Annotated in this window: 28 protein-coding genes; 13 read left to right on the forward strand and 15 right to left on the reverse strand. The window is 66.3% G+C overall.

The genetic code is table 11. The features are described 5' to 3' along the window. The first annotated feature begins 90 nt into the window (after positions 1-90). The 4 genes from ABE960_RS01235 (at position 91) to ABE960_RS01250 (ending at position 4,171) form a co-directional block, all read left to right on the forward strand. Complete coding sequence (locus tag ABE960_RS01235) at positions 91-963, forward strand: MurR/RpiR family transcriptional regulator (protein ID WP_349760398.1); 873 nt, start codon at positions 91-93, stop codon at positions 961-963. Between the two features lie 87 nt (positions 964-1,050). Next, positions 1,051-1,905, forward strand: coding sequence for a putative selenate ABC transporter substrate-binding protein (locus ABE960_RS01240; protein WP_349760399.1), 855 nt, complete (start codon positions 1,051-1,053; stop codon positions 1,903-1,905). Continuing rightward, a complete protein-coding gene (locus tag ABE960_RS01245; protein WP_349760400.1) occupies positions 1,905-2,660 on the forward strand; it encodes an ATP-binding cassette domain-containing protein in 756 nt (251 codons plus the stop codon). The genes ABE960_RS01240 and ABE960_RS01245 overlap by 1 nt, the downstream gene beginning before the upstream one ends. Continuing rightward, on the forward strand, positions 2,657-4,171 hold the full coding sequence (locus ABE960_RS01250; RefSeq protein WP_349760401.1) for a PhnE/PtxC family ABC transporter permease: 1,515 nt from the start codon (positions 2,657-2,659) through the stop codon (positions 4,169-4,171). The genes ABE960_RS01245 and ABE960_RS01250 overlap by 4 nt, the downstream gene beginning before the upstream one ends. A gap of 43 nt (positions 4,172-4,214) precedes the next feature. Here ABE960_RS01250 and ABE960_RS01255 read toward each other — a convergent pair whose 3' ends face one another. Beyond that, entirely contained in the window at positions 4,215-4,577 is a 363-nt protein-coding gene (locus tag ABE960_RS01255; protein WP_349760402.1) for a RidA family protein, read from the reverse strand. Positions 4,578-4,624: 47 nt separating this feature from the next. Then, positions 4,625-4,966: a TraR/DksA family transcriptional regulator gene (locus tag ABE960_RS01260; RefSeq protein ID WP_349760403.1), complete on the reverse strand. Its 342-nt coding sequence runs from the start codon at positions 4,964-4,966 to the stop codon at positions 4,625-4,627. Between the two features lie 133 nt (positions 4,967-5,099). Between ABE960_RS01260 and ABE960_RS01265 the strand changes: the two genes are divergently transcribed. Continuing rightward, entirely contained in the window at positions 5,100-6,332 is a 1,233-nt protein-coding gene (locus ABE960_RS01265; protein WP_349760404.1) for an MFS transporter, read from the forward strand. Positions 6,333-6,390: 58 nt separating this feature from the next. On the opposite strand, the gene ABE960_RS01270 is transcribed toward ABE960_RS01265, so the two are convergent. From ABE960_RS01270 to ABE960_RS01290, 5 genes are all read right to left on the reverse strand, one after another. Beyond that, positions 6,391-7,245, reverse strand: a complete 855-nt coding sequence (locus ABE960_RS01270) for a universal stress protein (protein WP_349760405.1) — start codon at positions 7,243-7,245, stop codon at positions 6,391-6,393. A gap of 65 nt (positions 7,246-7,310) precedes the next feature. Beyond that, a complete protein-coding gene (locus ABE960_RS01275) occupies positions 7,311-8,801 on the reverse strand; it encodes a SulP family inorganic anion transporter (protein WP_349760406.1) in 1,491 nt (496 codons plus the stop codon). Positions 8,802-9,212: 411 nt separating this feature from the next. Beyond that, positions 9,213-10,010, reverse strand: coding sequence for a slipin family protein (locus ABE960_RS01280; protein WP_349760407.1), 798 nt, complete (start codon positions 10,008-10,010; stop codon positions 9,213-9,215). A 58-nt stretch (positions 10,011-10,068) separates the two neighbouring features. After that, a complete protein-coding gene (locus ABE960_RS01285) occupies positions 10,069-11,502 on the reverse strand; it encodes an NfeD family protein (protein ID WP_349760408.1) in 1,434 nt (477 codons plus the stop codon). A 222-nt stretch (positions 11,503-11,724) separates the two neighbouring features. Continuing rightward, positions 11,725-12,456, reverse strand: coding sequence for a c-type cytochrome (locus ABE960_RS01290; RefSeq protein WP_349760409.1), 732 nt, complete (start codon positions 12,454-12,456; stop codon positions 11,725-11,727). 461 nt (positions 12,457-12,917) lie between these two features. On the opposite strand from ABE960_RS01290, the gene ABE960_RS01295 reads away from it, so the two are divergent. The 4 genes from ABE960_RS01295 (at position 12,918) to ABE960_RS01310 (ending at position 16,701) form a co-directional block, all read left to right on the forward strand. Continuing rightward, positions 12,918-13,049, forward strand: coding sequence for a hypothetical protein (locus ABE960_RS01295; protein WP_349760410.1), 132 nt, complete (start codon positions 12,918-12,920; stop codon positions 13,047-13,049). A gap of 73 nt (positions 13,050-13,122) precedes the next feature. Next, on the forward strand, positions 13,123-14,340 hold the full coding sequence (locus ABE960_RS01300) for an ABC transporter substrate-binding protein (RefSeq protein WP_349760411.1): 1,218 nt from the start codon (positions 13,123-13,125) through the stop codon (positions 14,338-14,340). Positions 14,341-14,389: 49 nt separating this feature from the next. After that, entirely contained in the window at positions 14,390-16,069 is a 1,680-nt protein-coding gene (locus tag ABE960_RS01305; RefSeq protein ID WP_349760788.1) for an ABC transporter permease, read from the forward strand. Next, a complete protein-coding gene (locus ABE960_RS01310; protein ID WP_349760412.1) occupies positions 16,066-16,701 on the forward strand; it encodes an ATP-binding cassette domain-containing protein in 636 nt (211 codons plus the stop codon). The genes ABE960_RS01305 and ABE960_RS01310 overlap by 4 nt, the downstream gene beginning before the upstream one ends. Positions 16,702-16,713: 12 nt before the next feature. On the opposite strand, the gene ABE960_RS01315 is transcribed toward ABE960_RS01310, so the two are convergent. Genes ABE960_RS01315 through ABE960_RS01325 form a run of 3 tightly spaced genes read right to left on the reverse strand, consistent with a single transcriptional unit; the run spans position 16,714 to position 19,023 of the window. Then, on the reverse strand, positions 16,714-17,415 hold the full coding sequence (locus tag ABE960_RS01315; protein WP_349760413.1) for a C40 family peptidase: 702 nt from the start codon (positions 17,413-17,415) through the stop codon (positions 16,714-16,716). Positions 17,416-17,431: 16 nt separating this feature from the next. Beyond that, on the reverse strand, positions 17,432-17,983 hold the full coding sequence (locus tag ABE960_RS01320; protein WP_349760414.1) for a hypothetical protein: 552 nt from the start codon (positions 17,981-17,983) through the stop codon (positions 17,432-17,434). Continuing rightward, a complete protein-coding gene (locus tag ABE960_RS01325) occupies positions 17,980-19,023 on the reverse strand; it encodes a DUF3179 domain-containing protein (RefSeq protein ID WP_349760415.1) in 1,044 nt (347 codons plus the stop codon). Before ABE960_RS01325 ends, ABE960_RS01320 begins: the two co-directional genes overlap by 4 nt. A gap of 187 nt (positions 19,024-19,210) precedes the next feature. On the opposite strand from ABE960_RS01325, the gene ABE960_RS01330 reads away from it, so the two are divergent. From ABE960_RS01330 to ABE960_RS01340, 3 genes are all read left to right on the forward strand, one after another. After that, positions 19,211-19,471: a glycosyltransferase gene (locus tag ABE960_RS01330; RefSeq protein ID WP_349760416.1), complete on the forward strand. Its 261-nt coding sequence runs from the start codon at positions 19,211-19,213 to the stop codon at positions 19,469-19,471. Positions 19,472-19,623: 152 nt separating this feature from the next. Continuing rightward, on the forward strand, positions 19,624-20,202 hold the full coding sequence (locus tag ABE960_RS01335) for a sigma-70 family RNA polymerase sigma factor (protein ID WP_349760417.1): 579 nt from the start codon (positions 19,624-19,626) through the stop codon (positions 20,200-20,202). Continuing rightward, positions 20,199-20,390: a zf-HC2 domain-containing protein gene (locus ABE960_RS01340; RefSeq protein WP_349760418.1), complete on the forward strand. Its 192-nt coding sequence runs from the start codon at positions 20,199-20,201 to the stop codon at positions 20,388-20,390. The genes ABE960_RS01335 and ABE960_RS01340 overlap by 4 nt, the downstream gene beginning before the upstream one ends. 57 nt (positions 20,391-20,447) lie before the next feature. Here ABE960_RS01340 and ABE960_RS01345 read toward each other — a convergent pair whose 3' ends face one another. Next, a complete protein-coding gene (locus ABE960_RS01345; protein WP_349760419.1) occupies positions 20,448-20,963 on the reverse strand; it encodes a DUF302 domain-containing protein in 516 nt (171 codons plus the stop codon). On the opposite strand from ABE960_RS01345, the gene ABE960_RS14830 reads away from it, so the two are divergent. Continuing rightward, positions 20,943-21,350, forward strand: a complete 408-nt coding sequence (locus tag ABE960_RS14830) for a DUF3047 domain-containing protein (RefSeq protein WP_432765323.1) — start codon at positions 20,943-20,945, stop codon at positions 21,348-21,350. The two genes, ABE960_RS01345 and ABE960_RS14830, sit on opposite strands and share 21 nt — an antisense overlap. Here ABE960_RS14830 and ABE960_RS01350 read toward each other — a convergent pair. From ABE960_RS01350 to ABE960_RS01365, 4 genes are all read right to left on the reverse strand, one after another. Next, complete coding sequence (locus tag ABE960_RS01350; protein WP_349760420.1) at positions 21,251-21,736, reverse strand: DUF302 domain-containing protein; 486 nt, start codon at positions 21,734-21,736, stop codon at positions 21,251-21,253. The two genes, ABE960_RS14830 and ABE960_RS01350, sit on opposite strands and share 100 nt — an antisense overlap. Then, positions 21,736-22,314, reverse strand: coding sequence for a DinB family protein (locus tag ABE960_RS01355; protein ID WP_349760421.1), 579 nt, complete (start codon positions 22,312-22,314; stop codon positions 21,736-21,738). The genes ABE960_RS01350 and ABE960_RS01355 overlap by 1 nt, the downstream gene beginning before the upstream one ends. A 109-nt stretch (positions 22,315-22,423) precedes the next feature. Continuing rightward, positions 22,424-22,729 carry a hypothetical protein gene (locus ABE960_RS01360; protein WP_349760422.1) on the reverse strand — a complete coding sequence of 102 codons (306 nt, stop codon included), beginning with the start codon at positions 22,727-22,729 and terminating at the stop codon, positions 22,424-22,426. Positions 22,730-22,892: 163 nt separating this feature from the next. Then, the gene (locus tag ABE960_RS01365) at positions 22,893-25,292 is read right to left on the reverse strand and encodes a PqqD family peptide modification chaperone (protein WP_349760423.1); all 2,400 of its coding nucleotides are present in this window, start codon (positions 25,290-25,292) and stop codon (positions 22,893-22,895) included. Positions 25,293-25,302 lie beyond the last annotated feature (10 nt).

Genomic DNA, 25,302 nt, shown 5'->3' on the forward strand with positions numbered 1-25,302 from the left:
AGCCACCATAATGTAGTTAAATCACCACATCACCCGTGTTTCATCTCGCGCCGCCGATGGCGCCCCGTCGTCACGGAGACTTCATTGCCCATGGTCAGACACGATCTACTCGACCGCATCCGCCGGCAGCTCGTCGAGCTCAACCGATCCGAACGCAAGGTGGCCGACGTCATCCTGGCCGACCCTGCCTCGGCCACCAGCATGAGCATCGCCACCCTGGCCCAGCTCGCCTCGGTCAGCGAGCCTACGGTCAACCGCTTCTGCCGAAGCTTCGATGCCAAGGGCTACCCGGACTTCAAGATCAAGCTGGCCCAGAGCCTGGCCGGCGGCACCCCCTACGTCAGCCAGGCGGTGGAGCCTGACGACTCAGCGGCCGAGTACACCGGCAAGATCTTCGGCGCCACCATCGCCGCCCTGGATCAGGCTCGCCGCGAGGTCGCCCCCGAGCGGATCGAGCGCGTCGTCGACTACCTGACCCAGGCCAAGCAGCTGCACTTCTTCGGCCTGGGCGCCTCGGGCGCCGTGGCTCAGGATGCACAACACAAGTTCTTCCGCTTCAACCTGCCGGTCACCGCCTACATGGATGTGCTGATGCAACGCATGGTGGCCGCCGCCTGCCACACCGGCGATGTGGTCGTGGTGCTCTCCTGGACCGGTCGCACCCGAGATCTGGTCGATATCGCCAAGCTGGCCCGCGAGAACGGCGCCGTGGTACTCGGCATCACCGCTCCCGATTCCCCGCTGGCTAACGAGTGCACCGAGACCCTGGAGGTCGCCACCCCCGAGGATACCGACTACTACATGCCCATGACCTCGCGGATGATCCAGCTCGCGCTGATCGATGTCCTGGCGACCGGAGTGACCCTGCGGCGCGGCGAGGACTTCCTGCCCCACCTGAAGAAGATCAAGGACAGCCTGAAGGTGACCCGCTATCCCGCCGACGGAGGCGATGGCCTGAACTGATGAACCCTGGCCTGATGCCCCGCCCGACTTGCCAGGCCGCTGGCGAGACACAACAATAGCGGGCCATCGCCCACTCCGGAGACCGACATGCGCTGGCCCGCCGCTTTCACCCTCGCCCTTTGCCTGTTCGCACAGGGTGTTGACGCCGACATCTTGCGTTTCACCGCCATTCCCGACGAGAACCAGTCGCGCCTGGTCGAGCGCTTCTCGAAGGTGGCGGACTACCTGGAGACGCGGCTCGACGTCGAGGTGGAGTACGTGCCGGTGAAGTCCTATGGTGCCTCGGTCACCGCCTTCCGCAACGACCAGGTCCAGCTGGCCTGGTTCGGCGGCCTCTCCGGGGTCCAGGCCCGTCGCCTGGTGCCGGGCTCCGTGGCCCTGGCCCAGGGCAGCGAGGATGCCGAGTTCAAGAGCTACCTCATCGCCCACCGCTCCACCGGCCTCGAACGGGCCGAGACCCTTCCCGAGGCCATCCAGGGCATGAGCCTGACCTTCGGTTCGCGTACATCCACGTCCGGGCGCCTGATGCCCGAGCACTTCCTGCGCCAGCGCTTCGAGGAGGCACCAGAGGAGCTCTTCTCGCGGGTCGGCTTCTCTGGGGACCACTCCCGCACCATCGCCCTGGTGGAGGCCGGCACCTGGGATCTGGGGGCGGTCAACTTCAGCGTCTGGGAGACCGCGGTAGAGGACAGCCGGGTGGATACCGACAAGGTCGACGTGATCTGGGCCACGCCGCCCTACCCGGATTACAACTGGACCGTGCGCGGTGACGTCGACGAAGGGTTCGGCGAGGGCTTCACCGAGTCGCTTCGCGCGGCGCTGCTCGAGATGGACGACCCCGAGCTGCTGGCGAGCTTCCCTCGCGAGAGCTTCATCCCCGCCGACAACGCCCTCTACGCTCCCATCGAGAACGTAGCGGAAGAGCTCGGCCTGCTGCGCTGATGGGCGAGCCCCACGACACCCTGCTCTCGCTGACCGGTGTCGACCTGGGTCATGGCGACCGGGTGGTACTGCCGGGAGTGTGCCTCGACCTGCGACGCGGCGAGCGGGTCGCCCTGCTCGGCCAAAGCGGGGCCGGCAAGTCCACCCTGCTGGGAGCCCTGCGCCAGCAACTGGGAGATACGGCCGCCTGGTGCCCCCAGCAGCATGGCCTGGTGCCTCAGCTTGCGGTCTACCACAACGTCTACATGGGGCGGCTGGCCGAGCACTCGGCCCTGGCCAACCTCTGGAACCTGGTGCGTCCGCTGGCGGGACCCTGGCGACAGGTCGCCGAGCTCTGCGTCGCCCTGGGCCTGGAGGGACTGATGCGCCGCACCGTCGGCCAGCTCTCCGGCGGCCAGCGCCAGCGGGTGGCGATCGCCCGGGCGCTCTATCAGGAACGCGCCCTGTTCCTCGGCGATGAACCGGTGGCCAGCATCGACCCCCACCAGGCACTGCGCCTGCTGGCCCTGATCGATGCGCGCCACACCACCTCGGTGATCGCCCTGCACCAGCGCGAGCTGGCCCTTACCCACTTCGACCGGGTCTGGGGGCTGCGCGACGGCCGACTGGTGATCGACGCCCCGGCCCGGTCACTGAGCCTTTCGGATCTGGATGCCCTCTATCCGGATGCCCTCTATCCGGATGCCGGTAGTGACACCGCCGCGTCGGCCACACCGTCGACATCACCCCGAGCCGAGGCAGGGAGCCGGTCGTGACGACGGCAGGCCTTACGCCCAGACCCGGCTGGCTGACCGGCCAGAGCACAGGGCTGCGGCTGGCCCGTCACAGCCTGGTTCTGGTGGCACTGGCGGTGGTGCTATTGCCACTCGCCGACCTGTCGGTGCTGACCCGCGATCCCTGGGGGGAGCTGGCGCGCATGGCTCGGGGACTGGCCTGGCCGGCATGGGGCACGGTGGAGTCGCCCATGGAGGCCATCGGGCTGACCGTGGCGGTGGCCCTCTGGGGGACGCTGGGGGGGATGGTGCTGGGCTTTCCCCTGGCGCTGCTGTTTGCCCGGTCACGGCTGGTGCGTGCCGGTTGCGCCTTCGTGCGGGCGATCCATGAGCTGTTCTGGGCGCTGCTCTTCCTGCAGGTGTTCGGCCTTTCCCCCACCACCGCGCTGATGGCCCTGGCCATTCCTTATGCGGGCATCTTCGCCAAGGTCTACGCAGAGATCCTCGAGCAGATCCCGGGCGCCCCGAGAGACGCCCTGTCGCCCGACGTCGGACGGCTGTCACGCTTCGTCTACGCCGAGCTGCCGCTGGCCTGGACCCGGCTCTCCGCCTACACCCGGTACCGCTTCGAGTGCGCCCTGCGAGCCAGCGTGTTGCTGGGCTTCGTCGGCCTGCCGACGCTGGGTTTCCAGCTCGAGACCGCCTTTCGCGAGGGGCGCTACCACGAGGCCGGAGCACTGTTGTGGCTCTTCTACCTGCTGATCGCGAGCCTTCCGTGGTGGGGACACCGGCGGCTGATACCGCTGCTGGCGGTCGGCGGTGTCTTCCTGCTGGCACCCTGGCCGGAAGTGAACGGCGGCCTGCTGTGGCGCTTCGTCAGCCAGGATATCTGGCCGCCGGCGCTGCTGGAGGGCGACTGGCGAGGGCTCATCGACTGGCTGGCGAAGATCCCCGATCTGGGCCCCGCTATCGGCAACACCCTGCTGCTCGGCCTGCTGGGCAGCGTGGGGTCGCTGCTGGTGGCCCTGGCGCTGTGGCCGCTCGCCTGCCGGCAATTCGGGTATCCCGCGACCCGGTTCGCCGGCCGAAGCCTGCTGCTCTTCCTGCGCTCGACACCCGAGCTGATGCTGGCCTTTGTCTTCCTGCTGCTGCTGGGCCCGTCGCTGCTGCCTGCCTGGCTGGCGCTGTCGCTGCACAACGGTGCGCTGATCGCCTTCCTGGTGGCGCGTCACGCCGATGCGGTCACACCGGGGATGCCGGATGCCACGGGCGCCGGCCGCCTCGCCTACGAACTGCTGCCGCGGATCTATCCGGGAATGCTGGCGCTGCTCTACTACCGCGCCGAGGTGATCCTGCGCGAGACGGCAATCCTCGGCATGCTGGGCGTGGCTACCCTGGGCTACTACATCGACGCGAACTTCGAGTACCTGCTGTTCGATGTGGCCTTCTTCCTGCTGCTGGTCACCGCGTTGCTGAACATCGCCGTGGATGCCCTCTCCCGGCGGCTGCGTCCACGCGAAGCCGCCATCATCGACGACCCCTGCCAACGCTAGGCGACACGACCGTTCACCACGGGCCACGTCATGCCCAGGCCCGTCAGTTGCCCGGCACCAGGGCGGTAACCGTGATCTCTACCTTCAGCTCATCGGAGGGAAGCGATGCACAGACACAGGTGCGGGCCGGTGCATGGCCGGTGGGCACCCAGTCATCCCAGACGGCGTTCATGGCGGCAACGTCATGGCCGTCCTTGAGGTAGAGGGTCGCCGAGAGCAGATGCTCGCGGTCGGAGCCGATCTCGGCGAGCAGTGCATCGACCCGATCCAGCATGCTCCGGGTCTGCTCGGTGATATCACCATGGCGGGCCTCGGGGCCGGCCACCTGGCCACACAGCCATGCCATGCCGTTGTGGATCACTGCACGGCTCATGCGCGCCTTGGTGTCGTGTCTTTCGATGGTCATCGTGGTCTCTCCGTCGGGTTTGTTACCCGGGTCACGTCGGCGTGGCGTCACTCGGCACAATCGATGCATTTCAGCACCAGGGGATCCCGTTCCAGCCGCCGGGAGTCGATCCAGTCGCCACATGCGATGCATTCACCGTACCCGCCCTTGTCGATGCGCGAGAGGGCGCTGGTAACACGCCGCAGGGAGAGCTGGCGCCGCTCCTCCTCGGCCTTGGCCATGGCCTGGCCTTGCAGGGCGTCCATGCGCGACAGGCGTCCCACCGAGGTCTGGTCCAGCATCACGGTATCACGGGAGCCGCGGCTGGCTTCGCTCTGCTCGAGCAGCTCGGTGCGCAGCGCGTGGAGCCTTTCCACCACGACCTCCATCTCCAGGTCAGGATGATTCATCACCGCCTCCATTTCCGAGAACGTCGGGACAGCTCCGCACCCCACGGTCAGCGCTCGGCTGATATCCTAGGACGCTTTCAGCCGTCAGGCCACAGGGGCTCCATCTTGCCACTGCGGTCTTGCGGCCGCACTCATGTACGACAATCCGGAGGTCATCATGGGCTACCGCACCCTGCTGCGGGATCATCGCGGGCTGCTGGGCATTGCCTTCCTGGCGATGTTCACCTCGAGCCTGGGCCAGAGCTTCTTTATCGGCCTCTTCCAGGCGCCGATCTCCGCCAGGCTGGGACTCACCGCCGGCCAGTTTGGCACCGCCTATGCCCTTGTCACCCTGGTGGCCGGCTTCGCCATGCTGCGTTTCGGCCCGGTCATCGACTGGCTGGCGCCACGGCGCTTCGCGCTGGCGGTGCTCGTCACCCTGCTCACCGGCGTGGCGCTGCTCACCCTCTCCCCCTGGTGGATAACGGGGCTGCTGGGGCTGGGCCTGGTGCGCCTGTGCGGCCAGGGCATGATGACCCACCTGGGCAACACCCTCGCCGGTCGCGAGTTCGTCAGCCTTCGCGGCCGAGCACTGGGTCTGGTCGGCATGGGCACCATGCTGGGCGAAACGCTGTTGCCGCCGCTGATGGCGGCCCTGCTGGTGTGGCTGGGCTGGCGGCAGCTGTGGTGGCTCTTCGTGCTGGCACTGGCGGTCTTCTGGGTGCCGCTGCTGCTGCGCGGCTCCTGGCCGAAGGCGCCGGGCGAGCGACCGAGCAAGGGCCAGCACCGTGACGGGCCGCGCCCCTTTCGGGAGGCGCGCTTCTGGCAACTGCTCCCGCTGCTGATGATCCTGCCGGTGACCATGACCGGGATATTCATCTACCAGGCGCGCATGACCGAGGACCTGGGCAGTGCGCTGGGCGTCTATGCCCTGGCCTTGACCGGCATGGGACTGGCCAAGCTGCCGGGCGCACTGCTTGGCGGGCGCTGGGTCGACCGACTGGGACCGGTGCGCCTGGCCAGGCTCTATCTGCTGCCCTTCGCCCTGGCACTGGTCATGGCCATCACCGTCGGCGGCCATGCCGGCGTCTGGGCACTGATGGTGGGCGGGGGGCTCGCCATGGGGGCCCAGGAGTCCATCGCCACCAGCCTGCTGGTGCGACTTTGGGGAGCGGAGCACCTGGGCACGGTGCGTGCCACCCTCAGCGCCGCCATGGTCTTCTCTACCGGCATCGCCCCGGCAGTGCTGGGCATGGCACTGGACCTGGGCGCCTCCTTCTCTATGGTGCTGGTCGGCATGCTGGCGTTTCTGGCCGTCGGCTGGGCGCTGGCCCAGGGCGTGCTGGCGAGTCCCGAGGCCCAGGGCCAGGGGCCTGACGAGAGTTAGAGGCCTGACGCGACGACGCCGGCCCGTGGGCCGGCGTCCTTTCAGCAGGCGATGACGATCAGCGCAGCAGCAGCACCGGCAGGCTGGCGCGTCGCAGCATCGTGGTGGTGGTGCTGCCGACGAGCAGATGGCGAACACGCGAGTGGCCGTAGGCCCCCATCACCAGCAGATCGATGCCGTGTTCCTGCTGGTAGCTGCGCAGGGTCTCCTCCACCTCGCCGGCGCGGATCGCCCCCTCGGCCTCATGCCCGGCATCGCGCAGGGTCGAAAGCGCCCAGTCCAGCTGGGAGCGGTTGTCGCCGGTCTCGGCGCCGACGATGACCACATGGCAGGGGATGCCACTGAAAAGCGGGCTCCTGGCCAGGAGCTCGACCCCCTTGCGGGTGGTCTTGCTGCCGTCGAAGGCCAGCATCACCTTCTCGGGCTTCTTGTAGGTGTCCGGTACCATCAGGATCGGCCGGTGCAGGGTACGCACCACCCGCTCCAGATTGGAGCCAAGGTGGTCGCTGGCTTGATGTGCCCCCTCGCCGCGCTTGCCCACCACCAGCAGGCGGATCTCGTCCTGCAACTCCTCGAGGGTCTCCACCAGGGTGCCGTTGCGCTGGCGGCCGGCCGGATCGCCCACGCCGTGACCGACGGCCCGCTCCCTGGCCGCCTTGAGCATCAGCCGACCCTGCTCCTGAGCTACCTTGGCTCGCCGCTCGTCCAGGTGCGAAAGCTCCTCGAGCAGGTGCTCTCGGGCCCCGAGCCCGATGTTGCCGGATAGGTCCGTCTCGGCGGTCTGCGGGTGGTTGTCCACCACGTGCAGGAAGGTCAGCGGCGCTTCCAGCGCCAGGCTGGCCCAGGCCGCGTAGTCGCAGACCCCTTCAGAAAACTGCGAGCCGTCGATGGCGGCCATCACCTGTTCTGTCATCGTCTTGTCCTGAAACTGGCGTGTATTGTCGTCTCATCCACGTTCTACACCATCCGCCCGGCGCGTCAATGGCCGCCCATCAGCTTCTCGACGGCTTCCGGGTCGTCATGCACCGCGTAGCGATCGACGATGGTGGCGGTGGCCTCGTTGAGGCCGATCAGCTCAACCTCGGTGCCTTCGCGACGGAACTTGATCACCATCCGGTCCAGGGTCTGGACAGCGGTAATGTCCCAGAAGTGGGCGCGAGACAGGTCGATGACGACCTTCTCCACCGTCTCCTTGAAGTCGAAGGCGTTGCTGAAGCGCTCGGAGGAAGCGAAGAACACCTGGCCCACCACCTTGTAGACCCTCGCGGTGCCCTCGTCAGCCTCCTCGCTGCCGATGTAGAGGATGTTGCCCACCTTGTTGGCAAAGTTCATGGCGGCCAGCAGCACGCCGACGAAGACGCCGATGGCCAGGTTGTGGGTGCCCACGGTCACCGCCACGGTGGCCACCATCACGATGTTGGTGCTCATCGGGTGCTTCTTGAGGTCCTTGATGGAACTCCAACTGAAGGTACCGATGGAGACCATGATCATTACCGCGACAAGCGCCGCCATGGGGATCTGCGACACCCAGTCGGCCAAGAAGACCACCATCACCAGCAGCACCATGCCGGCGATGAGGGTCGACAGGCGCCGGCGCCCCCCGGACTTGATGTTGATGACCGACTGGCCAATCATCGCGCAGCCCGCCATGCCACCCAGCAGGCCCGCGCCGAGATTGGCGATGCCCTGACCCTTGCACTCACGATTCTTGTCGCTCTTGGTGTCGGTCAGGTCGTCGACGATGGTGGCGGTCATCATCGACTCCAGCAGCCCTACCACGGCCAGCATCAGCGAGTAGGGCAGGATGATCATCAGGGTCTCGAGGTTGAGCGGCACCTCCGGCCACAGGAACACCGGGAGGGTATCGGGCAGTTCGCCCATGTCTCCCACGCTTCTGATCTCCATGCCGGTGATCATGTAGACCGCGGTCAACACCAGGATGCAGACCAGCGGCGACGGCAACAGCCTGCCTACCACCGGCACATGGGGGAAGCCGTAGATGATCGCAAGGCCGGCCGCCGTCATGGCGTACACGTGCCAGGTCACGCCTGTCAGCTCGGGGAGCTGGGCCATGAAGATCAGGATCGCCAGGGCATTGACGAAGCCGGTGACCACCGAGCGCGAGACGAAGCGCATCAGTTCGGCGAGCTTGAGATACCCCGCCAGTATCTGGATGCCCCCCGTAAGCAGGGTGGCGGCCAGCAGGTACTGGAGGCCATGTTCCTTGACCAGGGTGACCATCAACAACGCCATGGCACCGGTGGCCGCCGATATCATGCCCGAGCGCCCGCCGGCGAAGGCGATGATCACGCAGATGGCGAAGGAGGCGTAGAGCCCCACCTTGGGGTCGACCCCGGCAATGATGGAGAAGGCGATGGCCTCGGGGATCAGGGCCAGGGCGACGACGATGCCCGAGAGCGTGTCACCCTTGAGGTTGGAAAACCAACTCAGTTTCATTTTTTCATACATGCTGCGGTCCAGTCAGGAGAGATGTGAGGGCCATGAGGCATTCGGGTCGTCTGATGCGCGTGCCTTCCCCGGCCCCCGCACGATGCTGTCGCCGTGGGCGTCTCGATGGAGAGGATGAATATCGCGAGGACGTGCGCAGGGACACAGGGGGCATCGACGTGATGCCGAGCGATGCCTGGCTCGAAACGGTGAGCATCGCCGAAAGTCAGGAGAGCGGGGCATGAAGCAACGAAAGTCTAATCCATGCACCCACAAGACCGCGGAATACTAGCAGAGATGGGGCGGGGGTGCATCCGGGCCGCCGGGCCGGCCAGAGCGCCCCAGGTCGATCATCCCGCAGGGTGATGGCGCAGACCAGAGGCCCCTCGCCGGCCCCTCTTGCGGGGCCTCCCACCGGGCATCAAGAGGGCATCAAGAGCCATCATCCGGTGAAGCGCCGCCGGTGCGCGCCCTGGCCGCGGGCGATGCCTTCATCTGCCGGAAGGCCTCCATGATGTCCATGGGCAGCGGCACCACGATGGTCGAGGCGTTATTGTTGCTCATGTCGCTCATGGTCTGCAGGTAGCGCAACTGCAGCGCGGCGGAGTTCTCGGACATGACATTGGCCGCCTCCACCAGCTTCTTGGAAGCCTGCAGTTCGCCCTCGGCATGGATAACCTTGGCGCGACGCTCGCGCTCAGCCTCGGCCTGGCGGGCGATGGCGCGGATCATGCTCTCGTCGAGGTCGACATGCTTGATCTCCACATTGGCCACCTTGATCCCCCAGCTCTCGGCGGAGCTATCGATGATCTCCTGGATATCGTCGTTGAGCTTGTCGCGCTCGGAGAGCATCTCATCCAGATCGTGCTTGCCGAGCACCGAACGCAAGGTGGTCTGTGCCAGCTGGCTGGTGGCGTTGACGAAGTTCTCCACCTGGATGATCGCCTTCTCGGGATCCACCACCCGGAAGTAGAGCACCGCATTGACCTTGACGGTGACGTTGTCCTGGGAAATGACGTCCTGCTCCGGGACATCCATGGTGATCACCCGTAGATCGACCACCTGCATCTTCTGGATGCCCGGGATGATGATGAGCAGGCCCGGGCCCTTCACCGCCTGGAAGCGGCCAAGGAAGAACACCACCCCCCGCTTGTATTCGGGCATGATGCGGATCGATGCTGCCAGCAACAGAATCAGCAGGACGACCGGTACGAGATAGGAAAGCAACATGATGTCGACTCCTCGGTTGGGCCGGGCGATGCGAATCATCGACCGCGCCAGTCTTGCATCAGGGTGACGATGCCAGCGGTTCGACCTCCAGGGTCAGGCCATCGACCGCCGTCACGCGAACCGACTGCCCGCGTGACAGCGGCTGGGTGCTTCGGGCATTCCAGCGCTCGCCCATCAAGCGCACATGTCCCTGGCCGGAAAAGTCCTCGAGTGCGGTGGCCTCGCTGCCCAGGAGCTCCTCCTGGCCGGTCCGCGGCGTGCGACGACGCAATCCGATGAAGCGGGTCATGACCCACAGCATCAGGCCGGCCGCGAGGAGGGCGATGCCGCCGATCATCGGCAGCGAGATGTTCAGGGTGTCCGCATCCATCAGTATCACCGATCCGATCACGAAGGCGACGATGCCACCTATCCCGAGAATGCCGAAACTGGGCATCAAGGCCTCGCCCACGATCAGCCCCAGCCCCACCAGGATCAGCGCCAGTCCAGCATAGTTGACCGGCAGCACCTGGAAGGCGAACAGCGCCAGCAGCAACGAGATGATACCGATGGTGCCCGGCACCAGGCCGCCGGGATTGGACAACTCGAAGATCAGTCCGTAGAAGCCGATGATCATCAGGAAGTAGGCGACATTGGGATTTGTGATCACCGACAACAGCTTGGTCCGCCAGTCCGGATCGAAACGTTCGACGACCAGGTCCGAGGTGGAGAGGGTCAGGGAACCGTCGGACATCACCACCTTGCGCCCATCGACCTGCTCCAACAGGTCATCGATGTCAGTGGCCACTACATCGATGACATTCTGTTCCAGGGCCTCCCGGGCGGTGAGGTTGACTGCCTCACGCACGGCCAGTTCGGCCCAGTCGGCGTTGCGACCGTGGCGCTCGGCCAGCGACCGGATATAGGCGACGGCATCCTCCAGCACCTTGCGCTCCATGGCCGTCTCGCCCCGACGCTTTGCCGGCGACTCCCGCCCGGCGACGTCTTCCCCTGACGGTTCGGCCTTGCCTGCGGCCTTACCGTCGGCGGGATCCTCCGGGGCACCCTCCTGCTCCGGCTCGCCCAGGCCCGGCAGCCCCCCACCGCCACCCAGTTGCACCGGGGTCGCCGAGCCGAGGTGGGTAGCCGGCCCCATCGCCGCCACATGGCTGGCATAGAGCAGGTAGGTGCCGGCACTCGCGGCCCGGGCACCCGCCGGCGAGACGTAGATGGCGACGGGCACGCTGGAAGCGAGCATGCTGCGAATCATGGCGCGCATCGAGGCGTCGAGCCCGCCGGGGGTGTCCATTTCCACCACCACCAGCTCGGCCTCGCGTTCCTCGGCCACCTCCAGGCCACGCTGGAAGTAGTCGCCGATGGCCGGCCCGATGGCATCGTCTACCGTCATCACCAGGGCGATGCGCTCGCCCTGCTGGGCCTGGACCTGCCAGGCCAGCAGGGCACCCAGCGCCAGGCACAGCAGGCTGGCCAGCAACAGGATGCGTCCGTTCATGCTCCTGTGATATCGATTCGTCATCGCCTGCTCACCGTGAGACACCTGCCCCTGAGAACATCATCGCGGGACAGTGGTTCAGTCATTACCGATATCAGCGTAGGCAGTGGCCCCGGCGGCGGCAACAGCCTGCCCTGACGCGAGCGTGGTGTGCTATCGGCCAATGCCCTGAACAGCTCGGACCCGCCGAATGGCGGGCCCGATCATTGCCTGACGCCAGGCTCAGAGCTTATGAGGCTTTCCGGCAGCACGCTTCTGCACCTCCACCATGTAGGCCGCCAGCGAGGTCAGCTCGTCGCTGCCCCACTCGAGAGGCTCGGCGGCCATCGGCGCAACCATGCATATCTGTACCATCTCGTCGGCGTATACCTCCGACATGCCGAACTGGTTGGCGGCCATCCCCACCGGGTGGGGGAAGGGCTGCTGGAAGGTCGGATTGAAGGCCGTATCCTGACCATCACCGCCGTGACAGCTCGCGCAGGCCAGTCCATTGGTGCTCAAGGAGGTGTCATTGTAGAGCGCCTCGCCGCGGGCCAGCATCTCCTCGGGATTGTCGCCGGTCTCGCTGTACGCCGGCGAGTAGTCCTCGGGCCTTGCGACCAGAGCACTGGAGCCGCCTGCTGCTTCGGCCTCTCCCTCGGCTTCAGCTTCTCCCTCGGCTTCAGCTTCTCCCTCGGCTTCGGCTTCTCCCTCGGCTTCGGCTTCTCCCTCGGCTTCGGCTTCTCCCTCGGCTTCGGCTTCACCCTGGGCTTCGGCTTCTCCCTCGACGTGATGGCTGGCCAGCAGCAGGGACGCATCGGAAGGCGAGGAGAATTCCGACATGGCCGCGTCGTCGCTTGCCGAGGCGTGAAGGACGCTGCCCCCCGCCACCAACGCGAGCAGCGGAGCCGTGTAGGCCAGTTGCCGATTCAGGCGACTCAGGAGTCGGCGGCGTTTATCGTCATGCTGTGACATGATCTTTCACCCTCTGTTGTGCTTGTTGGGAAGATCTCGGGGACGCTGATAGCGCATCAACGCTCCCGTTGTGTCGAAGGAAGGAACGCGGGCTTACAAACGAGGGGGAAATGACCGCCCCGGTCTGCCCTGGCACGACACCCTGAGTATCCTGCCGGCGGCGATGTAAGGAAAGCCCCCCTCGTGCGACCATCGATGACCTACCATTCACCCATCAAGGATCGTCATGCCGGATACTGCCTGCCGCCCCGGTCTGCCACAGGCCCCTTCGGCCCTCTGCCATTGCCGGGGCATGGCCTTGTCCCGCACCGGTCATGATGTGGATATAGAGGCCATGCATCCGATGGCAGACACAGGCCTGGCCCATCACCATGTACGGCTCGAGCGGGTGCGCGAAGTGGCGAGCCAGCCATCGGCGTTCGCGGGATACCCGGGGCTGTGGCGAGGACTGGTCGGCGGAGTTGAGCGACGACGCGGTGGTCACCCATGTCCGCGACCGCGTCGACCGATACCTTCCCGTGTCCGACATCGAGCATGTCCGGCAAGAGAGTCGCGTGATGGAACGCCTGCTCTCCCCTCATGCTCGCAGTTGAATCATGTCCACTCTTGACCGCCCCCCTTATCAATCAAGCTCCCTTATCAACCCCCGGAAAAAGGAACCCCGCGATGCGCGCTTTCTCCCTCCGGCTAGCCGCCCTCCTGCCGGCCCTGCTGCTTTGGTCCTCGGTCCTGCAGGCCGCCCCCGACCCGGACGACTGGGAGGCTGTGCTCGACGAGGCCCGAGGACAGACGGTCTACTGGTATGCCTGGGCCGGCGAGCAGCGCACCAACGAATACATCGCCTGGGTGGCCGGGCGGATCGACGAGCAGTTCGGCATCGAGCTTGAGCACGTCAAGATCGGCAATACCGCCGAGGCGGTCTCCCGGGTGCTGGCGGAGAAGCAGGCCGGCAACGATGACGCCGGCAATGTCGACCTGATCTGGATCAACGGCGAGAACTTCGCCGCCATGAAGGAGAACGACCTGCTGTTCGGGCCCTTCGCCCGGTCATTGCCGAACTTCGCCCTGACCCATCCCGAGCACAACCCCGAGGTCGTCACCGACTTCACCCTGCCTACCGAGGGGTACGAATCCCCCTGGGGCCGGGCCCAGATCACTTTCTATTACGACGATGAAGCGGTCGAGACGCCGCCCCAGGACATCGACGCGCTGCTGGCCTGGGCCCGGGAGAACCCGGGCCGCTTCACCTACCCGCGCATTCCCGACTTCACCGGCAGCACCTTCCTCAAGCAGGCGTTGATCGAGCTGAGCGATCAAGGTGAGGCGCTTTACGCGCCGGTCGAGCAGAGCGACTTCGAATCCGTCACCGCCCCGCTCTGGGACTATCTGGATGCTCTCCACCCCCACCTCTGGCGCAGCGGCCGCCAGTTTCCCGCCAGCGGGCCCGAGATGCGCAGCCTGATGGGCGATGGCGCGCTGTCGCTGGCCTTCACCTTCACGCCCTCGGAGCCGGCCGCGGCAGTGGCCGACTACGAGCTGCCGGAGAGCACGCGCAGCTACGTGCCGAAGAGCGGTACACTGGGCAACGTGCACTTCGTGGCCATCCCCTTCAACTCGCCCCACAAGGCCGGCGCCATGGTGGTCGCCGACTTCCTGCTGTCGCCTGAGGCCCAGGCAACCAAGCAGGACCTCGACGTCTGGGGGGATCGCACCGTGCTCGACGTGGCCCGCCTGGAGGAAGATGACAGGTCGCTGTTCTCCCTGGCGTCGAGCAATCCGGCGATGCTGCCGGCGGGCGCCCTGCAACAGACGCTGCCCGAGCCGCACCCCAGCTGGATGAAGGCCCTGCAGGATGCCTGGCAGGCTCGCTACATCGGCCAATGATGACGACGCAGAGCGCCCTGGGCATCCGCGAGGCGAGGTCGAGCCGATGATGCTGCGCCTGGCACCCGTGCTCATGGTCATCCTGCTGGTCGCACCGATCCTGGCGGGCCTCGCCATGGCGCTGCTGCCGGCCTTCGGCTACCTGCCAGCACTCGGCGGAGACAGCTTTTCGCTGGCCCCCTGGCGGGCGCTGGCCGCCCAGCCGGGCATCGGACGCTCGGTCGCCATCAGCCTCGCCAGCGGACTGATCGCCACCGCCATCTCGCTGTCGGTGGTGCTGCTTTACCTGGCCGCCGCGACGGGCAGCCGGCTGGACCGGTGGATCCGGCGACTGGTCTCACCGCTGCTCTCCATTCCCCATGCCGCCGCGGCCTTCGGCCTGGCCTTCCTGATCGCCCCTTCCGGGCTGATCGCGCGGTTGACGTCACCGTCGCTGACCGGCTGGGAACGCCCGCCGGACCTGCTGATCGTCCAGGATCCCTGGGGGCTGTCGCTGATCGCGGGGCTGGTGATCAAGGAGGTGCCCTTCCTGCTGCTGATGAGCCTGGCGGCGCTGCCCCAGCTCGATCCAGAGCGTCGCGTGGCCATGGCTCGTTCGCTGGGCTACCGGCCCGCCATCGCCTGGCTCAAGGTCGTGGCGCCGGCCCTATACCCGCTGATCCGCCTGCCGGTGTTCGCGGTCATCGCCTACGCCTCGTCGGTGGTGGATGTGGCGATGATCCTCGGCCCCACCCTGCCGCCGACGCTGGCCGTGTCGATCCTCACCTGGTTCAGTGACCCCGACCTCGACCAGCGCTTCCTGGCCTCGGCAGGCGCGATCCTGCAGCTCGGCGTCACCGCCACGGCGCTATTGATCTGGTGGGGGCTTGAACGGCTCGTGGCAAGATCCATGGACGGCTGGATCGCACGCGGGGGCCGGAGGCGAGGCGAGGCGAGCCTGCACCTCACCGGCAAACTGTTGATCCTGCTCACCGCGGCGGTCGCCTTCACCGGCATCGGCGGCCTGGCGATCCACTCCGTGGCCGGGTTCTGGCGGTTTCCCGATGCCCTGCCCCGCAGCATGACCATGGACCACTGGGCCCAGGCCCTCCCCTCTCTCGGCGAGCCTCTCGCCTCGACGGCCCTGATCGCGCTGTTCTCGACCCTGCTCGCTGGGGTCCTGGCCCTGGCGGCACTGGAGAACGAGCAGCGCACCCGCCGACCGGCCTCGAAGGCCCTCTGGCTGCTCTACCTCCCGCTGATCGTTCCGCAGATCGCCTTCCTGTTCGGCCTGGTGGTGGTGATGGAGCAGCTCGGCACCCGGCCGACCCACGGCCTGATCACCTTCGGTCACCTGCTGTTCGTGCTGCCCTATGTGTTCCTCTCACTCTCGGAGGCCTACCGGCGCTTCGATCCGCGCTGGTCCCAGCTGGCCCTGACGCTCGGGGCCTCACGCAATGCCGCCTTCTGGCGGGTACGCCTGCCGATGCTGCTGGCCCCACTGCTCACCGCCATGGCCGTGGGACTGGCGGTGAGCATAGGCCAGTACCTTCCTACCCAGCTGCTGGGAGCGGGACGGGTGACCACCGTCACTACCGAGGCAGTCTCGCTGGCCGCCGGCGGCAACCGACGGGTGATCGGGGTCTGGGCACTGGTCCAGGCCTGCCTGCCCCTGGCGGGCTTCGTGATCGCCATCGGCCTGCCGAAGTTGCTATGGTCGAACCGCCGCGGCATGCAGGGATCCCCATGAACACGACCCATCGACTCGAACTCCGCGACGTCCGGATCCGTCTGGACGGCAAGACGCTGGTGTCACTCGACACTCACATCGGACCGGGCGAGGTGCTTACCGTGATGGGGCCCTCCGGCTCGGGCAAGTCGACTCTGCTCGCCCACCTGGCCGGCTTCCTGGCACCCGGGTTCCAGGCCGCTGGCCGGGTCCTGCTGGACGGACGCGACATCGGCGACCTGCCGGCCGAGCGCCGCGGCATCGGCCTGCTGTTCCAGGACCCGCTGCTCTTCCCCCACCTGTCGGTGGCCGGCAACCTGCGCTTCGGGATGCCCCTGGCCACCGCCGACAAGGCCGCCCGGGTCGACCGGGCCCTGGCACGCATCGGCCTCGCCGGCTTCGGCGACCGCGACCCGGCCACGCTGTCCGGCGGCCAGAAGGCCCGGGTGGCGCTGATGCGCCTGCTGCTGTCGGCCCCCTGCGCGGTGCTGCTCGACGAGCCCTTCTCGAAGCTCGACACGCACCTGCGCCGCGAGATGCGCCAGCTGGTGTTCGAACGACTTCGCGAGGCCGGCCTGCCCAGCCTGCTGGTCACCCACGACCGGGAGGACGCCAAGGCGGCCGGCGGGCGGGTGATCGAGCTGTTGCCCTGAGCCGCGAGACCTTCACGCCGGCTCCTGCCACGTCAGGCCGTGCGGGTCGAAGCCGCCCACCAGGTGGGGCTTGACGACCTCGAACCAGGGAGACAGGTCGAAATCCCGGGGAGTGAACAGGCTATGGTGGCGGCGCTTGAATACCCGCGCCTGGCCTGCCACGAGGATCGGTAGTATCGGGTAGCGTACCGACTGGAAGGCCTCGGCGATCAGGGTCGAGCAGATGGCCCGGGTGGGGTCCCCGCTGCCGAGCCCCAGCATGTGGCGTCGCCATGGCATCGGCACTGGCGGCAGGGGGAGCAGGTAGCGAGCCAGGTCCAGGATGTTGCGCAGGTCATAGCGGTGGCCCACCCGCCCGCAGGCAAAGGCGACCAGGCGATCGATCTCGTCCGGGCCCAACCCCACCGGGCGGCAGATGCGCAGTGCATGGCCCTCATAGGCCGCGAAGCCCACGATTCGCACCCCATCCGACAGATCTGCCTCGACGAAGCCGCCATCCCCCACGTAGAGGGCGGCGTGGGACCAGGTCGACTGCGTGAGGTACTTGATCACCGTACTGATTCTCGAGGAGCCCTCGACCAGCAGGACATCACCGGGCTCGAGACATTCCCGAAAGCCCTCCTCGACGGGCTGCAGGGGGCGATGCCAGGGCCTGGGGCAGGACAGCCAGCCACCGAGCCCACGGCCGCAACGGTCCAGCATGTTGGACATCATGGATCCCTCCAGCAGCTCAGTAGATAGAAGACGCCAGGGCCATGGTCAGGTAAACGAGACTCGCCAGCAGCAATAATGTGGCCAGCGGGATGAGCCAGGGGGTCATCGATGCCAAGGCCCTCGCCAGCGGCAGACCCAGCCAGATCAGTACCAGCGGAGCGCAGCACGCGCCTCCCGCCAACAGGGCCGGCAGGCTCGACAGCAAGGTGCTGCCCGAGGCCTGCCACCCACAGATACGAGACACCCGGCGCAGCCTCCATGCCAGGACCAGGTTGGTGCCCAGCAACAGGCCAAGCCCCCATGCCACAAGGGTATTGACCGGGCTGAAGGTCCATACGAGGGGACCGGCCTCGATCAGCCCGACCGGTTCGAAATGGAAGGGACCGCGTGCCTCCCAGACACGCTCCCAGGAAGGAAAGGTCGCATGCAGGCCTCCGCCTCCCCCGCCTCCCAGATCTCCAGTCAGCCAGAGAAAGAGCCCGCCATAGACCAGCGCCACGCCCCCCGCCAGCCCGAGGCCCAGCGGCCAATGACGCAGACTCTCCCACAGGGTGCGAAGGAGTTTCATGGCCGCTGCTCCTCACCCTGGTAGAGCAGGGTATCGGGGTAGAAGGCCTTCCAGGCAAACCACATGGCCTCGAAGGCATTCACGGCAGCGAGACCTTCGGTGCCGCCGCCGGTGACGCCTTGTGGACCGAACTGCAGGTCCTCGACACGGATCTCGCTACGCCGTGGGTTATGAACGACCCAGCCGGTATCCAGGACGGCATCGTGGATCACCGAATAGTAGGTGCCCCCCACGGCCAGATCGATCACTGCCTCGCCACGCAAGGCGTGCGTGGTCACGGCGGCCGCCCCTGCCGAGGTGCGAAACCCGAGCACGGTGGCCTTGGGCGGCAGGCGCCGACTTTCCGCCATCACCGGGAACAGCCGGGAGCTCTCCGGCAGGTAGTAGCCGCTCAGCGGGTTATAGCTTCCGTAGGGGTCGCGTCGATAGTTGCGCACATGTCCCGTCTCGGGCGAGAGCGCGCGGGTGTCGGGATGGCGTGCCTTCCAGGCCCCCCAGGTGGTCCAGATGACCCTCAGCTCATCGAGCCCCTGTCCCGCCAGGGGGCCGTCGATGGCCACGCCGAGCATCTGGGGCCATTTGCTGTCGGTGGCGCGGTCGTACATGACCAGGTTGCTGTTCACCAGCCGGCCGGACACGCCCAATTCGCTATCCCCGCGATGAAAGCCCAGTGCGGTCCCCGTCAGGGGGCAGTAGGTGATGCTGACGGGCTTGCCACGGAGCTCATCGTTGACGATCTCATGCCATACCAGGATGCGCTGGGGATAGGCACGCGCCTCACCTTCCAGGTAGAGGCCGACGACCCTGTCGCGATCATCGAGCATCGCATCCGCGGCATCGGCCGAGTGAAAGCGGGGCCGGTCGAGGGAGGGAATACCATCCTTTCCGGGGCCACCCGGGCGCACCGCCTGGCGAAATGCCTCGAGGGTATGGCCCACGGGCACCTCGGCAGGAAAGACGGTGGGCACTCCCGCCAAGGCCGGTGACGCCGAGAGCAGTAAGGCGGCCAGTGACACCAGGATACTGCGCGACCCATTCATCGCTTCCCCCTTCCGCCCGGCGGACTCATTGATCAACGCCGCCAGCCTATCGGCGGCTCTGTGTTTCTGTCGTATCGTCGGAGGACGCCTTACAGGACCGGCAGCCACCGCCACAGTGTAAGGCCGAGGCGAATGGTCCGACCCAAGGCATCACTGCACCGATAGTCACATCAGGAGGACAGGCGGCATGCCGGACCGGTTCAGCATCATCGTCTCGACACTCAACGAGGCGGCCACCATCGAGGCGCTGCTGACCCGACTGAGAGAGCTGCAGGCCAGCGGCGTGGAGATACTGGTCATGGACGACGGCAGCCTCGACGATACGGTGGTCCGGGCACGTCCCCTGGCATCAAGGGTGCTGGTCCGGTCGTCTGGGGACGCTTCGATGTCCGGCTGGCGGCTTGCCTGCCTCGACCGACCGGGGTGTCGACCGGCTCGAGGACCTTGAGCGCCTGGCCCGTCACGGCGCTCTGTTCGGGGACATCGGGCTCGACCATCGGACATGACGACCCAAGGAAGTGCCTCCCCTGCAGCTGAAACCAGCTGCTAGAATTTTCCGGCATCGGGGAAAGCAACAGCAAAGGGAACAGGGGTTCACAGATGGATGAAAAAGAAAGCAGGTTACAGAGACTTACGGCAGTCAGGCCGCGCCTGGTCTCTTTCGCTCTCATGCACCTGCGTGATCGAAGCCAGGCCGAGGATGTCGTTCAGGAGGCCATGATGTCCGCCATCGAAAAGAATGACAGCTTTGCCGGGAGGTCCGGCTATGAGACCTGGGTCTTCGGCATCCTCAAGTACAAGATCCTCGATGCCATGCGCGCCCAGAAGCGTCATGGACACTGGCAGCCTCTGGAGGATGAGGACGATGACGACACCATCGACCGGCAGTTCCAGAAGAACGGCCACTGGCGGAAAGATGCCCGTCCCTCCAGCTGGGGAGAACCCGAGGCGGCCTTCGAGAGCGACCATTTCTGGCAGGTCTTCGATGCCTGCATGATCGCCTTGCCGGACAGCGCCGCCAGAATATTTTCCCTGCGCGAACTGATGGGGCTTTCCACCGACGATATCTGCAAGGAAATGGGCATCAAGGAAAACAACTGCTGGGTCATGCTGCATCGCGCTCGGCTGAAACTTCGGGCCTGCATCGAGCAGGGCTGGCTCAGGGGGGAAACAGCATGATGATGTGCAAGGAGGCGACCCGCATGATGTCGCTCAGACAGGATCGCCCACTCACCTTCCAGGAAAGGCTCTCGCTGCGTCTGCACCTTTCCATGTGCGGTGACTGCCGAAAGTGTGACAAGCAGTTCACGCTGCTACACGACGTCGGCAAGCACTTCGGTCCGGAGCAGGATGATGACGGGCCATGAGGGCCCGAAAATGTAAAATGTTTTACGGGCCCGGTTTCAGGGACCTCGGGGCAGGCTTCACGGGCCTGCGGCCGCGCCTGCCACCCCCTCCAGCACACCGGCGACCTTGTCCAGGGGCAGGTCGCAACCTTGCAGGCCGTGGCGCTCGGCCATGTAGTGGGGGGAGTTCCATTCCAACCGAACGCCGTCGTCGGTCTCCCTCACCACCATTTTCTGCGGCAAATCCAGCGCCATGCTGCCCTGGCACTGCATCATCGGCGTGCCCACCGCCGGGTTGCCGAAGATGAAGGTACGGGTCGCCGGCAGTGACAATCCAGCCTGCTTAGCATTGGCAGCATGATCGACAACGTTCATCAGGGTCAGTCCCTTCTCGTCGATCGCCGCACGCAGTCGCTCCTCGACACGCTCGATATCGTCACCCGAAGTGAGATGCATGATGCCATGCGTTTGTGCCTGCACGATCAGCGGCACGGCCAAGAGCATGCCCAAGGCCGTGCCAGTCAACGATTTCCACATGATGACGCCTTCCTTTTCAATGAACTCCCGCTCAGGTTGGCCAACGTCCAGGCCCATGGCAAGGTACCCGGGCCCGATTTCACGGGCCTGTCCAGCCAGGCAAGCGCCCGACAGCAGGCGTCGGCGAAATATCTGGAGCGCGAGATCGACCTGCGCGAGACACCATACCTTCAGTGGTGCTGGCGGGTATCGGCGACTCTTCGGCAGTCCCGCGAACAGCATCGATGGCCTGGCCCTGATGAGCGACGGCGACAATGCTGGCGTCGATGCCACGGCCTGGCTTACGCATATGGCCTTCTCCTCGACGCCCGCTTCCCCTTCCTGCCCCTGAGTGAGATCAGGCGCTACTCCGATGCCTCAGCGACCCGCCATACGATGTCGGCAAACAGGGTGTCGAGTTCGTGGGCGATCGATGCCAGCTCGGCTCCGGCGCCATCCATGTAGGGAGTGAGCAGATGGCTCGGTGACTTCCAGGAGAGCGTGGTGCTGCCATCGTCGTTCTCGGTGACATAGAAGCGCATCGGGGCCTCGATCATCGCCGGGACGCTCAGCCTCAGGATTCGCACGGCATAGTCGTTGCGAAACACTCCCACGACCCGGTTGCCGGGGATGGCGACCCCTCTGCTGGCCGCGGCCTCGGTGGGCCCGGCCTCGGTGACCACGAACATACCCTCGGCCTCGACCGCCTCTCGCAGGGCCCCCAGCGTCTCGGAATAGCCAAGTGAGATGGGCGTGACGTGCCATCCCTGTTCAGGCCAGCGGGTGTCGCCGCTAGCCGGGCCGGCCAGAATCAGCGCCAGCAGCCATGGTGCCAGTACCGTGCGCCTCATCAGGCACTCCTCCGCGAGAGCGGCGTCTGCTCTGCCGGTCCCCGCTGCCAGTGGCGAAGGGTGGAGGGATGAACCCCGAACGACTCGGGCAGATGGATACCAGACTGTTCGGCCAGCTGGGCGATGATCGCCATGTGATGGATGCTGTGGCTGGTCAGGAAGGCAAGCTCTCGATCCAGGCTGGACACCAGGGAGTGCGTCTCGTCGTCCAGAGGATAGTCCAGGGTCAGCGTTTCCGGAGACAGCCTGTCAACCAGTGTCGACAGCCGCGCCTCGATGCCAGCCAGATGACTCGCCGCTTCACGGGGCCATTGCTCGAGGGTTTCGTCGCGTCGACGCTGCTCGTAGTCGATGATCTCTGATCCTCGTTCGAGGCCGGCGAGCAGCGCGTCGTAATGATCGATGATGTGGCGAACATGCTTGCCCAGGGTGTGACGTCCGTGCTGGCCGAAGACCTGTCGATAGCATTCGGGGCCGAGGCCCGTGACCATGTCCCTCAGCTGGGCAAGGGTCAGCAGATTCTCCTCGACGAGGCTCGCCGTGGCAGCAGGAAACGGCCTGGGTAGAGGTGATGTCATGACGGGACTCCTGTGGGTTCCGTTAGGGGATCGCCCGAGGGCGTGGGAGAAACCAGGGCCGTCACCCAGGGGGAACGGCCCGGCTTCTCATCCATCGGCTATCGCGACATCATCCTTCGGCTTCGGCTTCGGCTTCTGCTTCTGCTTCAGCCTCACCCTCGGCTTCACCTTCTGCCGCACCCTCGGCTTCGCCTTCTGCCTCGGCGCCCCCCTCGGCACCACCCTCGGCATGCGCCTCGGCCAGCATCAGGGGAGCCTCCTGCCCGCTGGTATAAGCCAGCTCATCAGAGGGTTCGCTGGCCACGGCCTGAAAGGCCACACCGCTGGCGACCAGTGCGAGGGCCGGTGCCGTATAGCCCAGTTGGCGGCTGAGGCGACTCAGCAGGCTACGACGCTTCTCTTCTTGCAGTGTCATGATCATGAACTCCTTGGTATGTACTCTCGTAACACACTCTCGTAACACACTCTCGAAATGCATGGTCGACATGCCGGGCATGTCGTCATGCGGTGAAGTCGGCCCTTCTGACCGGCTTCCTCACCGGCGATGCAGCAGCATCACCGTATGCTCATGCCCCTTTTTAGCCCCTCGCCATGGCGGGGCGGGCGACGGCGGAGTCGGACTCGATCCGGGTGAGCAACCATGCGGCAATTACATCGGCATCTTGTGCACCTGGCCCTGACCTGATGGCAATCGAGTCAATGGTGGAAAGCCATTCACTCAGGACCGTCACGCTGTGGGCATCCAGCGCCTGGCCATGGCTGGTCAGGCAATGCGGCAGCAGGGCGCCAAGCGCGTCCAGCATGGCAACCGGGGCAAGGGCCTCCTCGGCGGCCTCATCGGCCGGCAGCAACACGCCGCAAAGGGCCACCGATTCGGGCAATCCAGGCGGGGTCTCGCCAGCGACGTCAGGCAGGGGGAAATCCAGGGGTTCGGCCATCGTCGGGTCCGAGATATCCAGGCGCACGCCGCGGGTCAGAACGCCACCCGAGGCCGCCAGCAGTCTCTGCAGCAGGATGCGGTTCTCCTCCCCGCCGGGGAGCAGACAGAGCACCCCGGTGCCATGGGGCGTGACCAGCAGGCCAGCGTCGACCACCGGGCGCCCGGGCATCGCGGCCTGACGAATAAGGTGAGCCGTCAACACGGGGCCCAGTTGCGCCAGCGTCAGTCGCGATGCCAACAGCCGGTCATTGGTGGCCAGGGCATAGCCACCGGACTCGCGCAGCACCGCCAGCCGCGGAAGACGGCTCGTCGCTTCATCGGTGAGCGGTGAAAGCCGCTCACCGAACCATGTCGTCAACCTCGCCATGGCGGGGTCACTGCCCACGTCCAGCCGCCAGTCTCGCCCATCGAGGCTCAGAAGCATGGCGCGCCTAGCCGGCGCCACCGCTTCGCTCGCCTCGGGAATCTCGGGCTCCACAGGCAAGGCCCCTGATCGGTCGCCCTGCTGGCAGAGCAGGCCGACTCGGCACCAGTGATGCAGGGTGCGCCAGACCTCCTGATGCAGCGTCGATATCGGCGCCGGCGCACCCGCCTCGGCGGAGGCACGGGCCAGTTCATCCGCGATGGCATCGGGGGAAAGCCCCTCGGTCGCCAGCAACCAGATCAGGGCCGCCGTGTCGTTGGGCCGGTAGACGTCACCGCTGCGCGTGTCGTAAAGGGCGAGGCGCTCCGCGTCGATCACTTCCGCCACGTCTCGCCGCTGCAGCCGCAGGGGCGGCATGGGGCGTCCCGTCAGCCCCTCGGCCAGCCGGAGATCGGCCAGTGTCGGCAGGGTGAAATAGGGCAGGTAGCGTTCGGGCTCGGCGGCCGGCAGCAGCCGCAGGAATCCACCGGCGCGAGCCTGCTCGGCCTCGGCCTCGGCGACCAGCCGCGCAACGCTGGCGTCAGACGCCTGCCCGGCAGTGCCAGCCTCGGATAAGGCTTCTCCAGGGATATCGACCAGCGAGACCATGTCATGCACCAGCCCACCCTTCACGGCCTCCTCGATACGCCCGCCTGTCTCCGGGGCGGCACAGATGCCCAACGACGGGCTGAGGTTGCACTCCAGAATCCAGGGCTTGAGGGCGTCGTCGACCAGGCAGTCGAGTCCCAGCAATTCGTAGCAGCCACGCGGGTCGGCTCCGGCTTCTTCCGTGCGGCTTCGCAGGGCATCGACGGCGGAGATCAGCGTGAGGGCCACCAGATCCTCGATCCGGGCGAAGAGGGTTTCGTCGTCGTGCCCCTGGTCACGCAGCCACTGGCGGTAGCGATCGAGGTCGATGAACTCCACTGGCACCTCGGCGCCGGTATTCAGGGCGTTGATGTCCGGATTGGTCAGCTGGCTATAGGGGTTGTCGGCATCGTCGGGATCCCAGGGCGCAGAGGCCAGCTTGGCGAAGCCCTGGCGGTAGAGGTAGACGCGCAGCGGCTCGAGAGAGGTGATCAGTACGTAGAGCCGCAGCACGTACTTGTGGCCACGGATGGTATGAGGATTGGCCAGATACTCCTGCACCAGCCAGTTCGGAGCGAGAGGTGCCTCGGCGACCTCAGTGAGCACCCGCACGCCCTTGCCCTTGGAGGCATTGGTGGGCTTGAGTATCCAGCGCTGGGCAGGGTTGGCCAGGGCGGCCTTCTGCAGTGCGTGGTAGTCACCGGGCATCACATAGGCACGGGGAAAGAACGCCAACCGCCGGGCGAGTTCGTGGTCGGTCCCATGGCCGTCCTGGATGCGCTCGCGAAGGGTGGACAGGCTGTCATGTAGGCGGCTCTTGACGGTGAGCGCCGCATTGCCCGGGAAGTGGTTCATCTTGCGTGTCGGAGAGACCCGCCGGAACTGCGCGGCATCCGGCATGCCGGTGACCCAACCGGCATGCCAGTCATGCTCGTTCCCGGCCTGCCAGCCCAGAGGCTCGAGGGCCTCACGGAAGAACCGGTCCTGCTCGGCATCCCGCTTGCCGCCCAGCCAGAAGCGTCTTGTCTGCGAATGCTGCTGCGTCATGCTCGGGATC

Origin of the sequence: Halomonas aquatica (assembly GCF_040196335.1) — a bacterium.
Taxonomy (GTDB): domain Bacteria; phylum Pseudomonadota; class Gammaproteobacteria; order Pseudomonadales; family Halomonadaceae; genus Halomonas; species Halomonas aquatica.